Below are 15,068 nucleotides of genomic sequence, written 5' to 3'. Positions count from 1 at the left end.
AGGAGGATATATAATGAGATTGAAGGATAAGGTAGCGATTGTTACAGGCGGCGGAAGAGGGATAGGAGAAACTACATGCATCCGATTTGCAGAAGAAGGGGCCAAAGTAGTTGTTGCGGATATGAATGAGGCAGATATTCAAATCGTTGTAGAGAAAATCAAGCAAATGGGTGGAGAGGCTGTAGGCATGAAGGTGGATGTAACCGACGGTGTACTGGTAGAGAAAATGATTGCAGAAACAGTGACCAAGTATGGCAAGTTGGATATCCTAGTAAATAACGCAGGGATCACCGCAGACGGCAAGCTGGTAAAAATGACAGAGGAACAATGGGATAAGGTAATCAATGTAAACTTAAAGGGTGTATTTATTTGCGGGCAGGCTGCTGCGAAGGTCATGAGCGAGCAGGGCTATGGTGTAATATTGAATGCCTCCTCTATCGTAGGCATCTACGGAAACTTTGGCCAAACAAACTATGCTGCAACCAAGTGGGGTGTTATTGGTATGGCTAAAACCTGGGCTAAAGAGCTGGGACCTAAGGGCATCCGGGTAAATGCAGTAGCGCCAGGCTTTATCATGACTCCGATGACAGAGAAGATGCCGGAAAAGGTACTGGATATGATGAAAGACAAATCGCCGCTAAAGACTTTGGGATATCCGGAGGATATCGCCAATGCCTATGTTTACCTTGCATCGGATGAGGCAAAGTTTGTAACGGGAACAGTGCTGAGTGTAGACGGCGGTGTAGTACTATAAGAATATATCTCCCTGGGAAAACCCTTCATAGCTCTATGAGGGGTTTTTGCATGTGATGTTTTAGCTGTTACTTTTATGTTAACAATGATAGCTATATTTCTGATTATGATATAATGATATAGGAAGAAAATTGCTTTTAAAGGAGCTAAACATGAAAAAGCTAAACAGCAAAGACCTCATTAAGTCTATCAATACTGCTGAAAACAGCGGGTACTTTGAAAACCTCAACCGAATTTACCGTACGATTCCCCAGGGGAAGTGCAGTGGCTGCACCCGATGCTGCAGCGAATCGGTAAATACCTACTATATAGAGTTTCTAAACCTGTATCGCTACCTTCAAGAGAACAGGAGGCTGTATGAGCAGTTATTTCCCAAAATACTGCGGTTTTATTTTTTAGAACTGGTAGAGCCCCAGGATTGTCCCTTTTTAACAGAAGAGGGCTTATGCAGTATCTATCATTATAGGCCCCTTAACTGCCGTCTTTTCGGCCATTGGACAAGGGAAGAATATGAGGAGAACTATAGAAATGTGCTGGCTGAGAATAAACAAACCCTAAAGTTATACAAAAATCGTTATGGCATTGATTTGCCTGATCAGGTGATTCATCACAAAATCCAATATTGTGAAGACTTTGAGATTCACAAGCGGATTAACCGGCCCCAGCGGCAGAAAATGATTGACAGCATCTTTACCATGGAGTCTGCATTTTTTATGCGGGGACTTTTGACGGAGGACGCCATCGGCATAGGTCTGATTGGCTGGCTGATCCATACGGTTTTTGATGGAGAAGAGGCCGGAGAGCTGCGGATTCAGATCATGAGGGAATACTTGGCAGAGGGTTATAGTGAAACACTGGAGAATATTATAGAAAAAACCAGGCCGGTGATATAATCCCATCCTCCTACTCTCTACACTCCATACTAACGGAATGAGTAGACCCTGTATTCTTATAATGTCATGTTATTGCATCATTGACATAAAAAGAGTGAACCCCGTTGCCAGAGACATAAGACCGAATACACGGGAAAAGGGGGTAGGAATTTGGATGTGAAGCAAGAAACCATAAATATTCGTATCTATGATCATAGGATAGATCAGATTATTGAAAGACCTATGGATGAGCTTATAAGAGAAATGGTTGCAGCGCAAATGCCTGTAACCTTTGAAATAGAGGCTCTCAAAGCTCAGGCGATTATTGCCAGAACAAGTATTGTCAGAAAAGCCAGAGTTTTTGGAGGTGAGGGATGCAGCAGACATACGGGTGCAGATATGTGCAACGGTGAATGTGAAAAATGGCTTCCGAAAGCGGAGTGGCAGGAAATCTGGGGATCTGATTTTGGGCAATATTGGGGAAAGATAGATCGCGCAGTTCGTGAGACTAAGAATTCCATTCTAACCATACACAATAAACCCATTGAGCCTAGAGTTCACCCTACATGTGGAGGGGCTACGGAAAACTCAGAGTGTGTAGAAGGCCATAAAGTGATTTATTTAAGAAAGGTACTGTGTGAATACTGTAAAAACTCTCCCCAGTGGCGAGAGATCAAAGAGATTACGCTGAAGGAATTAGAAGAAAAACTCGACATTGAAACAGGGGATCTTTCACCCTTAAGAGAGGTTCCTATGGCAGGAATATTTGATCATATCGAGAGAGATGACGGTGGAAGAGTGGTTTCCGTTAAGATTGCAGGTAAAAAGTTTACGGGAAGAGAAGTTATGAAGTTATTGGGACTCAATTCTACGAGATTTGGCTGGAAACCCACGGTCTTTCAATTTGAAACACAAGGTATGGGAGATGGTTTAGGGCTTTGTCAATATGGCGCCAATCAGATGGCGGCAGAAGGCAAAAAAGCCGATGAAATTTTAAACTATTATTTTACAGGAATACAAATCAAAGAATTTGAACAGCCTAGTATAAATAAGCCTTTGAAAGACAAAATATTTGTAGTAGATCCAGGACACGGCGGAGACAACGAAGAGGATGTAAAAGGTCCCACCGGTCTTCGGGAAAAGGATGTCAATCTCAGCATTGCATTAAAAGTGGCAGATCTATTGGAAGAAGCAGGGGCAAAAGTTTTTGTAACAAGGAAGGAAGATATCTATGTACCTCTGGGAAAACGTGCAAATCTAGCCAATGATCTCCGGCCAAATTTCTTTTTAAGCATACATCAAAATTATTTTGCCAACCCCAATATATCCGGCAGTGAGATATATCATTATCGCGGGGATCAGGATGGAGAGGCACTGGCAGTTCAGATCCTTAAAGAATTGTCCAAAGGGATAGGAACAGCAGACCGGGGTGTTAAAGTAGCAGACTTTTTTCTCCTAAGAGAAGTAAGAACCAGTGCATTACAGATTGAAGTTGCCTATATAACCAATCCGGAAGAAGAAGCGAAGCTCAAGGATGAAGAATTTCGGAGCAAGGCAGCAGAAGCTATTGTGAAAGGATTGATTCGATACTATACCTATCAATAAAATAGAAGAACAATATTGTTCTTCTATTTATATTTTTTATAAGAATTTCTCTTGATTTATTGACATTCATACTATACCATTGTATAATATTTGATCAATAATTTGACATATTTCGTGAAGTATGGTATGATAATACTGTATACTTTGAAAGAAGGTGATTAGGTGGCTTCAAAAAATACATTAGCCGAAATTAAAAGAAATGTGGAACATCTTGTTGGTGAAAAAGTAAGATTAAAAGCCAACAAGGGAAGAAAGAAGGTATCCATTAAGGAAGGGATCCTTGAGACAACTTATCCTAACATCTTTGTTGTGCGTATTGACGGCGGATATAATTCAGTAAGAAGGGTTTCTTACAGTTATTCAGATATACTTACAGAAACAGTAGAAATTACACTCTGTAGTAACGAAAAGAAAGTACAAGTCAGCTAGCAGAAAGGCCATCTATCGAAAGGTAGATGGCTTTTTATTTTGGAATCATAGTATTACAAATTGTGGAGGTTTCAAAAAATCATGCAATTTTTCTTAAGTTTCTTAAAAAAGCAGCAGGAAATAAGAAAATTAAGAAGAATTTAAAAATATTACGTTTTTGTAAAACTACGTATGCCTCTATCAATAGAAAAAGAAGGGAGGGAGAATGGAGCAAGTGCAATTATTTTATTTACTTTAATGATACTACTACAGACGAAATACGGGTTTCTATGATTTTGGAGAGAGAAAAAGCAGAGGAGTATAGTACGAGTACATCTTAGGTGGGACTTAACCGATATTATACTTTTATTCAAGTGAATGGAGGGATTAATCGATGGAAAATAAAATACCTAGAAAAATTACCTTTGGAGAGGCTTTCCTTGTAATTATTTTCTTAGTAGCTGCCCTAATGAGTACATTGATGGTTTTTGGCGGAGATCCGCACATGCCGATCTTAGCGACTACTATCGTTGCAGCTTTAGTGGCAATCCGTGCAGGGTATAAGTGGAGTGATATTGAAGAAGGAATTATCGATACCATTCGTATGTCTATGCAAGCAGTCTTAATTCTTATGATTATCGGTTGTATCATCGGAACCTGGATTTTGGCCGGTGTTGTTCCAACCATGATCTATTATGGACTTAAAATACTATCTCCGGGAATTTTCCTTGTGGCTACATGTCTAATTTGTAGTATTGTTTCTTTAGCAACAGGAAGCTCCTGGACAACTGCAGGTACCGTAGGTATTGCATTATTAGGCGTTGGAGGAGGCCTTGGCATTCCGCTGCCCATTGTAGCAGGTGCTATCATCTCCGGAGCATATTTTGGAGATAAAATGTCACCCCTTTCCGATACGACAAATCTGGCACCGGCTATGGCTGGATCCAACCTGTTCGATCATATCAAGCACATGGTTTTTACAACGGGGCCAAGTCTTTTGATTGCTCTTGTACTTTATGGGATTATCGGAATGAGATATGCGGGTAAAGAGCTGGATGTGGCTGGCATTAACACCCTGCTGGAGACCTTGGGAGGCCAATTTACCATCAGCCCGCTGCTGTTAATTCCTCCTGTATTAGTAATTGCTATGGTTATTTTCAAAGTACCGGCAATTCCCGGCCTAATTGGCGGAACTATATTAGGCGGGTTGTTTGCAGCAATGTTCCAGGGCGCAGACATGAGTGCAATCATTGATGCTGCTCACTACGGATTTGTGTCTGAAACAGGGGTAGAAGCTGTTGATGAGTTATTATCCCGAGGCGGTTTGGACAGTATGATGTGGACCATCTCCTTAATCTTGCTGGCTATGTCTTTCGGCGGTACTATGGAAAGAACGGGAATGCTTAATGCCATTGCAGAAAAGATCTTAACCTTTGCAAAGAGCACCGGTTCTTTGGTAACGGCTACCATTTTAACTTGTATCTTTACAAATCTTACTACAGGGGATCAATATCTTTCTATCGTTGTACCGGGAAGAATGTACAGAAACATCTTTGCAGAAAAAGGACTTCATCCAAAGAACCTGTCCAGATGCCTAGAGGACTCTGGTACCCTGACCTCACCGCTGGTGCCGTGGAACACTTGTGGAGCTTTTATGTATAGTGCTTTGGGAGTTCATCCTTTTGCCTATCTGCCATATGCTTTCCTAAACCTTATCAATCCATTGGTTTCCATCTTCTATGGATTCACCGGAATCACCATGGAGAAGCTGCCGCAGGCTCAGGTACAGGAAAACTAAAAATTCATGGGGCTGTCGAAAGGCAGCCTTTTTATGTGAATCATACCAAAATAAAAAATTTATAGAAAAATCTTTATTTATAAATTTCAATTTTTATACAATATGCAAATAAGTTTCGGACACGAAAATTATTCATAATCTCCAGAAGATTGCAATAAAATACAAAATCCTTATAAAAAGCCTTTTAAGGGGAAAATGAATGAATATCCAAGTAAAATACAAAATATGGAAAATCACATAAGGTTCTTGAAAAAAGCCAACTTGAAAGTAGACTGAATATTGTATATACTGAAGCTAGAAATGAGATTTATTCATATCCAACTTTGGCGGATAGGGGTAAAAATAAGAAAGGGGGCAAAATAATGTCAGACAACAAACCATTTCTGCAGGTCAGATCGGAGATTGGGAAGTTGAAAGCCGTTATGTTGCATCGACCTGGAAGAGAACTTGAAAGAATCACACCACAATACCTGCATGAACTGCTTTTCGATGATATTCCCTGGTTGAAGAAGATGCGCAAGGAGCATGACGGATTTGCAGATGCCTTAAGAACCAATGGGTGTACTGTATATTATTATCAAGAAATGCTGGAAGAGATTATGCGGGATGACAAGATTAAGGAGCAGCTGGTTGCTGAGGTTTTAGAAAAGAGCAACATTGCAAACCCTGATTTGGAAGCACAGATTAAAGAGTTTTTGATGAAGAAAGCTTCCAGCGAAGTGGCAGAAATCTTGATCGCAGGACTTCATAAAAAGGACTTTCAAGAAGGCATTCGAGACAAGCGTTTGGTGGACTATATCAAGGAAGAATATCCCTTCTATATCAATCCTTTGCCGAACCTATACTTTACAAGAGATCCCGGAGCTGTTATAGGAAGCGGCCTTTGTATCAACTCTATGAATACGTTTGCCCGAGAACGGGAAACCATGATTTTAAACTATATCTATACTTACCATCCAACCTTTAAAAAAGAAGTTACACCCCTATGGTATGATTATCATAAAAAATACAGCTTAGAAGGAGGAGATATTCTAGTTCTTGGCGAAAATGTAGTAGCTATTGGCTGCAGTGAAAGAACCTCTGCCAGAGGGATTGAGGATGTAGCGGCCAACCTGTTTCATCATGACGAGAAAATCCGTCAGGTACTGGCCATACAGATTCCATTCACAAGAGCCTATATGCATTTAGATACGGTATTTACCATGGTGGATCACGATAAATTTACCATTTATCCAGGGGTTGAGGAGAAATTAAGAGTATTCCGCCTAAGTCCGGGAAAAACCCATCCAAAAGTAGACCTACTGCCGGATTTGCAGAGTGCCCTTAAAGAAGCATTGAATCTGCCGGCCATCGATCTGATTCAAAGCGGCGGCGGCGATGAGGTTACTGCTGCCAGAGAGCAGTGGAATGACAGCACCAACACCCTCGCTATTGCACCGGGAGTCGTGGTTACCTATGATCGAAATGAAGCTTCCAATGAAACCCTGCGACAGCACGGCGTTAAGGTAATCGAAATAGAAGGCTCTGAGCTGGTACGGGGCAGAGGGGGCCCACGCTGCATGAGTATGCCTTTAGTACGAGAAGAGCTATAAAACAATATGGGTATAAAAAATGCTTGTTTAAACAACAATGATTATGAGTCAACAGATGAACTTTATGAAAGGTGCAAGATTCAAGGTGCCCGGTACAGGAATTAAAACCATCTTTTATTTTTGCCCTCGTATCTTGTACCTCGTTAGTAAGCAGATACTCTTATAGTATGAGCTTATAATATACGCTGGATAATTGGTTTCTCAAATTACATATCAATATTGAAGGAGGAAAAAAGCATGGCAGTAAATTTAAAAGGAAGAAGTTTTTTAACATTAAAGGATTTTACCCCGGAAGAAATCAGATATTTGCTGGAATTATCAAAAGATCTAAAAAATAAGAAGAGAATGGGCGGAAAAGAAAAGCTATTAGCTGGTAAAAATATTGTATTGCTTTTCGAAAAGGCATCTACGAGAACAAGATGCGCTTTTGAGGTAGCCGCAATGGATGAGGGAGCCGGCGTTACTTTTCTAAGCTCCAATGACAGCCAAATGGGCAAAAAAGAATCTTTAGAGGATACTGCCAAGGTATTGGGCAGAATGTATGACGGTATTGAATTTAGAGGCTTCGCCCAATCAACCGTAGAGCTTTTAGCAGAGCATTCCGGCGTACCCGTATGGAATGGTTTAACAGATGCAGATCATCCGACCCAAATCTTAGCAGACCTGCTTACCATCATGGAGCACGTGCCAAAGGCTTTAAATAAAGTAAAAATGGTTTATGCCGGAGACGCTAGAAATAACATGGGCAATGCATTGCTGATGGGTGCTGCAAAAATGGGCATGCATTTTGTTGCCTGCGCACCAAAGGAACTTTTCCCAGAGGAAAGCCTGGTAGCAGAAATGAGAGAAGTAGCCAAGGAAACCGGTGCAGTGATCGAGCTGACTGAAAATATTGACGAGGCAGTAAAAGGTGCTGACGTCATTTATACAGATGTATGGGTATCCATGGGAGAGGAAGATCAATTCGAAGAAAGAATCAAGCTGCTGCATCCTTATCAGGTAAATATGGAAATGCTTCGCAAAACAGGAAATCCGGATGTAATCTTCCTCCACTGTCTGCCAGCCTTCCATGACCTGGAAACCAAGGTGGGAAAAGAAGTTTATGAGAAGTATGGGCTAAAAGAGATGGAAGTAACCGATGAGGTGTTTAGAAGCAGACATTCAAAAGTATTTGACGAGGCAGAAAACCGACTGCATACGATTAAAGCGGTAATGGTTGCAACCATGGCATAGAAAGCAAACTAAATCAAGGGGGTAACAGCATGAAAAAAGACAGAGTGGTCATTGCCCTTGGCGGAAATGCCCTGCAGGCAGATCCCAAGGATACAACTGCAGAAGCGCAGTTGATAACGGCAAAAGAAACGGCAAAGCCTTTAGTGGATTTGATAGAAGACGGACATGAACTGATTATCGCCCATGGAAATGGCCCTCAAGTGGGACAAATCGTAGCTACTTATGAAGCGGCAGCCGGTGTACCCACCATGCCTTTCCCAGAATGTGGCGCCATGAGCCAAGGCTATATAGGCTATCACCTTCAGCAGGCCATTCGAGAAGAAATGCTGCAAAGAGGAGTACAAAAGAATGTAGCGGCCATTGTAACTCAGGTAGTAGTAGACAAAGAGGACCCAGGCTTTAAGAATCCGACAAAACCGGTAGGTTCCTTCTTTTCGGCAGAAGAGGCAGAAGTCCTGCAAAAGGAAAAGGGCTATGTCATGAAGGAGGATGCAGGAAGAGGCTGGAGAAGAGTCGTGGCATCTCCCGAGCCTGTGGATGTAGTAGAAGCACCGATTGTAAAAACCTTAGTAGATGCCGGTCATGTAGTAATCACTGTAGGGGGCGGCGGAGTACCAGTAATAGATAAGGGAAATGGCGTATTGGAAGGAGTTCCTGCGGTGATCGATAAGGACTTTGCCTCAGAGAAGATCGCAGAGATTCTGGATGCAGATTATCTGATCATCCTCACCGCTGTTGAAAAGGTATCTATCAACTTTAATAAGCCCAACCAGCAGAATTTAGATGTCATGACCATCGCTCAGGCGAAGCAGTATATCGAAGAAGGACATTTTGCACCAGGCTCCATGCTGCCGAAGGTAAAAGCGGCTATGAAATTCGTTGCATCCAAGCCTGGCAGAAAAGCACTGATCACCTCTTTGGAAAAAGCTAAAGAGGGTATTCAGGGAAAAACAGGTACAGTGATCGTAGGGTAACCTATCAAAATACTGGAGAAAACTTCAGATTACTGAAAAAACTTAGATTCGTGTCATTCTGAATGAAACGAAGTGAAATGAAGAATCTGAAAAAAACTTAAATCATTAGATTCTTCGCTGCGCTCAGAATGACAATTAGGGCGATTGCCATACTTATAAAAATACCGGAAAATCCCGGTATTTTTCTTCTCGTGAGACCTGGGGAAGTTTCTCGACGAAGGAGAGACGCGTCCCTAAGTCTCACAAGGAGAAGAGGCATAGCCTGGATTTTCCTTAAGAAATACCGGAAAATTCCGGTATTTTTTTGTGTTTACCTGATAGAATATAAGTGGAATAAATTACCACAATTCTTTTTTTGGGAAAACCTTATTTTTCATGAAACTTTTTCTAACTTTTATACGTCTATTTATATACAGATCAACCATTAAGTAGTAATATAAACAATTTTTCGCAGAAAGCAAGGTGATCGATTCCAGCGAAAAGAAAATAGTGCCTACCGGTAAAAAATAGTTTAAACTGCACAGATGAACGTATAAAAGGAAATAGGACAAATAAAGTTGAAGGAAACAAAAATGGAGGGATCATGATGGTAAAACGAAAAGGCCTCGCATTTATGCTGGCGGCAACACTGGCTGCTACACCTACAATTCCAGCCTTTGCAGATGTACCTGTAAAAACCATGCCTGTAATGACCATGGAAGTAAAGGCCGCAGAAGGCACACCGGAGAAGCAGCCGGATATCAGCAAGGAAAAAGCATTGGAGACAGCAAAAAAAGCTTTAAAAGAGTACTTCGGTATAACAGTGGATGACAAGAAATATCAAACCAATACTGAATATCGAAAGGATTGGAGCAGTCCTGACCGATATGTATGGGCGATGAATTGGAATTATAACGATCACATGGAATATTTCTATACGGGAATTACCATTGATGCAACCACCGGTGAGATCTTGGAAATGAACAAAGATGGCGGAAAGTATAGTGAACAAGGTACGAAGGTTACCACCATCACAAAGGAAGAAGCCCAGAAGAAGGCTGAGGAATTTGCCAATAAGATTGTACCGGGAATGCTTGCCCAGACAAAACTAATGGAAAATCAGGATGAGCACTACCGTGATATGTACGGTGGATCTTATCCGGTATTTTACTATTTTAACTATCAAAGAATCCATGAGGGAATCAAATACGATGCAAACTATATCAATGTAGGAATTGATGGTGCGACAGGAGAAATCCGTAATTTTGGCTACAGATGGGATAAAACCCTTTCCAATTTACCGAAAAAAGACGGTATCAAGACTTTGGAAGAGGCTACGAAGATATACCGGAACAACATGGGAATGGAGCTGATCTACTTCCCAATCCGAGATCCATTTAAATACGAGCCGGTGCCTAAGACGGTGAAATTAGCTTATCGTGCTACTTACAAATTTGCAGATATGGTTGACGCCAAGACAGGCAAAATGATCGGCTGGAATGGAAAAGAACAGGACCAGCAGATGAAGTTTGCAAGTCTGACAGAAAAGCAGATTGATGATATTTATAAAAAGGCTAAGCCTGTGGTAAAAAGAGCAAAGGAGTTAACCAAGGAAGAAGCAGAAAAGGTTGCTCTGGCAGTGTTAAAGGCAGAGCTTGGAGATCAGGTAAAGGTGAACAGCACCAACTATGTTGAAGGTGACGGTTACTGGGAAAGTGCCGGCAGAAAAGCATGGAACATAGAATTTACCGTAGAAACTAAGGATAGCAAGGCTGCCAGTGAAAAAATGGCCATGATGCCAAATAACGGCAGAATTATGATTGATGCGCTGACAGAGGAAGTATTGGCCTTCAACAACTGGCAATACTATGACATGCCATACGGTCAACCCTTTGAGCCTGCTTTAACTTGGGAAGAGGCCTTTGCAAAGGCTGTGGAGATGATTGAAAAATATCACCCAGGAAAAATCAAGAGTGTTAGAACCGATCAAGCCAATGTAATCTACCAGGAGATGGTAGATGGGAAATTGATTCCGCCGATGGAATATTATTTTAATTTCCCTAGAGTGGTAAATGGTGCAACTTACGAAGAAAACCAAATCAGCATCAGCTTTAATAATAGAACCGGTAAGATACAGCATTTCAATGCAAGATGGCAGGAGGATCTCAAGTTCCCATCAATAGGAAACGTGATTTCTGAGGAGGCAGCGAAGGATGCAATATTTAAGGTAAATGAACTGGAGTTGGCATACTTCCGTTTCAACACCAACAACGATTATCAGAATCCTGTTTTCGATACGAAACTGGTATACAGAATAGCACCGAAAAAAGCACCATTTAATCCATATATGATGATTGATGCTGCTAATGGCAACATGATGGATTACAATGGAAAAACCATTCCAATTGATGCAGTCAATGATTTTGACAGTCTGATTAAAGGACACTGGGTAGAAAGAAGTGCAAAGTTACTGGCTCAGCAAGGCATTATTGACAAGAACACCTTTAAGCCAAATGAGTCAATCAGCAAGCTGGAAGCCGTTAAGATGCTTGTTAAGGCACGGGGAATGGATTACTACTATCCGGTGAAGGAAGCTGCAGATAAGCTGAAATTCTCTGATGTCAGTGAAGACAGTGATGACTATCGATTCATCCATATGGCTATGCGCTACGGTATCATTGAAAACAAAGAAGGAAAGTTTGACGGTGCCGCAGCAGTGGATCGGGAGCAGCTGGCCGTAATGCTAGTTAAAATGTTAAAATATGATGCTTTGGCCAAGACAAAGGACATCTTTAATATATCCTTTAAGGATCAGGCAGATATCTCACCGGAGAATATAGGATATGTGGCAATATGCAAGGGACTGGGACTGCTGGGTGCTGATACAAACTTCAGACCGAAGGATACCGCTACAATGGCAGAAGCAGCAGACATGATCTACAAGGCATTGGGAAATATCAATAGATAAAAAGTTTATAATAGATACAGATAATATAGACAAACGCTAGTAAAATGAAAAATAAATGTAGGGGACGACCCCTGTGTCGTCCCGAAAAAGCGGGCAGACACGTAGGTCTGCCCCTACAAAACAATATTTTGTTTTAGACGCGTAAATCTATACTGTATCACTCATTATAAAACCTTTAACGGGTATCCATAACTGGAAACCGGCAATCAACAAAGGCGACAATGTCGCCTTTGTTATTTCAATTCAGGGGGTGTGTCTATATGACAACAAAGAGAGTACTGTCCATATTGATTGTTCTGGTTCTTGTGCTGGGGAACATGGTTTTAGCCTTTGCAGAAGAGAAGAACAACGGGCAAACAGAATTAAAGGCAAAGATTTTAAAGGATGAAGCAAAAGCTGCAGCAGAAAAGGTACTAACAGAATACTTCAAGCAGGAAATCGATGACAAAAAGTTCCAAAGCAGATATGAGCTTCGCAGTGATTACGAGCTTCCAGGGAATCCGATCTGGGAAATCTATTGGGACTATAACAGCAGCGATAAAGGACTGCATATTCGTGCGGTAATAGACGGAACCACAGGGAAAGTCCTGGACATTAACCGCCATGAGTATACCTTTGGACAGGATCAGTCTGCAGTGGCTGCTATCACAGAGGAGGAAGCTAGGAAAACTGCCGTAGAATTCCTCCAAAAAATCAATCCAGAGGAATTTAAGGAAGTTAAACCTGTTGAGGATTCCATGAATATGTACTATGGAGGATACTATCCGAGAAATTATTATTTCCGATATGTACGCATGGTCAATGATATAGAATTTGAAAGAAACTACATCAATGTAGAGATCGACGGGATGAAGGGAACGGTTTCCTCCTACAGCTGCCGATGGTATGATACACTGAACGTACCTTCTAAGGAGGGTATAGTAGGGGTGGAAAAAGCAGCGGAGGTATTTGCGAAGGACATTAAAATGGAATTGTCCTATTTGCCTCAAAGAAAGGATCCAAATTTTTACGATCAAAAGGTAGAGCGGGCAAAGCTGGTTTATGTACCAAGCTATGCCAAGGGCTATGTTGTGGATGCCAAGGAAGGTGCTATGCTAAACTGGAGAGGGCAGACCACGCTGGAGGCAAAAACGAAAGATCTGACCCAGAAACAAAAAGAAGATATTCTAAAAAGTGCAAAACCTGCTGTAAGACAGTCGAAAGAAATCGATAAGGATCGCGCTGCGAAGATCATGGAAGAAATCATCAAAGAGTTTATGGGTGAAGGCTATGAGATTGAGTCTATGCGGTATCTATCTGGGGAAAACTTCTGGGAGAGTTCTGGAAATCATGCTTGGTCTGGTCAATTTGTAAAAAAAGACAGTGCCAGAAGATATGAAGAGGGGGGCAGCATCACCATCAATGCCTTTACGGAAGAACTGATTTCCATCTACAGCCACTATTGGTACGGGCCAAGTCCTGAGCCCTTTGAACCGAAGCTGGATTGGGAAGCTGCCTACGATAAAGCCATTGAAGCCATTGGTACTTACTTCCCTACGAAGATCAGAAATATTCAAACAGAGCAAACCTATGTGAAACACGAGCAATACATTGACGGTAAGCTGGTTCAGGAACAATCCTACTATTTCCACTTTCCTAGAACCATCAATGGTATCATCTATGGCCAAGACAATATCACCGTAAGCGTGGACATAAAAACCGGACAAATCAGAGAAATGCGGTGCAGCTGGAACGAGGATTTGATTTTCCAAACAGCCCAAGGGGCAATGGCAAGGGATGCAGCCCTGAAAATCTTCCTGGATAATCATGAGCCCCAGCTGATTTACACTATGTTTAATACTTCTGAGGATGCCAGAAATCCCAAAATGGAAACGAAGCTGGTATACCGGCTGAAGGCGAAGAATACAGCCTATCCATACTATCAAATGGACGCATTTACCGGTAAGTTTTTAGATTTTAATGGAGAAGAGATTAAAGAAACCGGAAGCGACTTTAAAGAAAAGATCAAGGGACACTGGGCAGAAAAAGAGCTAAGTGTATTGGCTTCTCAGGGAATCATTGATCCTAAAACCTTTGATCCAAATAAAAAACTTACAAGGATGGAAGCCATCAAATTGATGCTTACAGCTAGAAACTATAGAATATACATGAATCAGGAAGTAGAGGATCTAAAGTTTACCAACATCAGTAAATCAGATAAAAACTATAAAGAATTGCAAATGGCAGTACGGTATGGACTGCTGGAGAATAAGGAAGCAGCCTTTGACGCCGATGCTGTGATTACCCGTGAGGAAATGGCCGTACTGTTGATCCGATTGATGCAGATGGAGAACTTAGCAAAGATCAAAGAGATCTATGTACTGCCTTTCAAGGATGCCAACAAGGTAAGTCCTGATAAAATCGGATACATTGCCCTCTGTAAGGGATTAGGACTTATCAGCGGCAGTGATGGTTTCTTTAGGCCTCAAGATGAGGCAACGATGGCAGAACTGGCTGCAGCTGTTTATAAAGGCCTTAGCACCATCCGAAATCTCAGATACTAAAAAAACTGTAGGGAACGGCCCCAGTGGAGGAAACTGAAAAAGTCCAATTCTTTGCTGTGAAGTTAGGTCTGTCATTCTGAACGCAGTGAAGAATCTTGAATTTTAGCCATTTAAAGATTCTTCATTTCACTTCGTTCCATTCAGAATGACAAAAACCTGGACTTTTTCTGCAGTCTCCTCCTGTGCCGTTCCGCTGGAAACACCTCACATGAATACACGAAAGAAGTGGAGAATTTCAATTTTTTCACTTCTTTTTTTGTTGCAAACCGCATAAATATAGTAAAGACAAATCGGCTTGGCTATACAAAAATATAACATATTTTTGTGTCCTATAAATATGAAT

10 protein-coding genes are annotated in these 15,068 nt (G+C 41.4%); all 10 read left to right on the top strand.

Annotation, left to right across the window (positions count from 1 at the left end; genetic code table 11):
* The first annotated feature begins 13 nt into the window (after nucleotides 1–13).
* Entirely contained in the window at nucleotides 14–754 is a 741-nt protein-coding gene (gene fabG / locus BUB56_RS02285; protein ID WP_110939764.1) for a 3-oxoacyl-ACP reductase FabG, read from the top strand.
* A gap of 151 nt (nucleotides 755–905) precedes the next feature.
* The gene (locus BUB56_RS02280) at nucleotides 906–1,646 is read left to right on the top strand and encodes a YkgJ family cysteine cluster protein (protein WP_110939763.1); all 741 of its coding nucleotides are present in this window, start codon (nucleotides 906–908) and stop codon (nucleotides 1,644–1,646) included.
* Nucleotides 1,647–1,802: 156 nt separating this feature from the next.
* Nucleotides 1,803–3,230, top strand: a complete 1,428-nt coding sequence (spoIID, locus tag BUB56_RS02275) for a stage II sporulation protein D (protein ID WP_242946201.1) — start codon at nucleotides 1,803–1,805, stop codon at nucleotides 3,228–3,230.
* Between the two features lie 162 nt (nucleotides 3,231–3,392).
* Nucleotides 3,393–3,659, top strand: a complete 267-nt coding sequence (locus tag BUB56_RS02270; RefSeq protein WP_110939761.1) for a Veg family protein — start codon at nucleotides 3,393–3,395, stop codon at nucleotides 3,657–3,659.
* 373 nt (nucleotides 3,660–4,032) lie between these two features.
* Nucleotides 4,033–5,436, top strand: a complete 1,404-nt coding sequence (gene nhaC, locus BUB56_RS02260; RefSeq protein ID WP_110939759.1) for a Na+/H+ antiporter NhaC — start codon at nucleotides 4,033–4,035, stop codon at nucleotides 5,434–5,436.
* Nucleotides 5,437–5,798: 362 nt separating this feature from the next.
* Nucleotides 5,799–7,028 carry an arginine deiminase gene (gene arcA, locus BUB56_RS02255; protein WP_110939758.1) on the top strand — a complete coding sequence of 410 codons (1,230 nt, stop codon included), beginning with the start codon at nucleotides 5,799–5,801 and terminating at the stop codon, nucleotides 7,026–7,028.
* A gap of 237 nt (nucleotides 7,029–7,265) precedes the next feature.
* Entirely contained in the window at nucleotides 7,266–8,261 is a 996-nt protein-coding gene (gene argF / locus BUB56_RS02250; RefSeq protein WP_110939757.1) for an ornithine carbamoyltransferase, read from the top strand.
* 29 nt (nucleotides 8,262–8,290) lie between these two features.
* On the top strand, nucleotides 8,291–9,235 hold the full coding sequence (gene arcC, locus BUB56_RS02245; RefSeq protein WP_110939756.1) for a carbamate kinase: 945 nt from the start codon (nucleotides 8,291–8,293) through the stop codon (nucleotides 9,233–9,235).
* A gap of 586 nt (nucleotides 9,236–9,821) precedes the next feature.
* The gene (locus BUB56_RS02240; RefSeq protein ID WP_190014089.1) at nucleotides 9,822–12,182 is read left to right on the top strand and encodes a YcdB/YcdC domain-containing protein; all 2,361 of its coding nucleotides are present in this window, start codon (nucleotides 9,822–9,824) and stop codon (nucleotides 12,180–12,182) included.
* A 260-nt stretch (nucleotides 12,183–12,442) separates the two neighbouring features.
* On the top strand, nucleotides 12,443–14,725 hold the full coding sequence (locus tag BUB56_RS02235; RefSeq protein WP_190014087.1) for a YcdB/YcdC domain-containing protein: 2,283 nt from the start codon (nucleotides 12,443–12,445) through the stop codon (nucleotides 14,723–14,725).
* The last annotated feature ends 343 nt before the right edge of the window (nucleotides 14,726–15,068 follow it).

Origin of the sequence: Geosporobacter subterraneus DSM 17957, assembly GCF_900142145.1 — a bacterium.
GTDB classification, from domain to species: Bacteria; Bacillota; Clostridia; order Peptostreptococcales; family Thermotaleaceae; genus Geosporobacter; species Geosporobacter subterraneus.
Note: the sequence above shows the minus strand (reverse complement) of the source record. Positions and strands in the feature narration are given on the sequence as shown.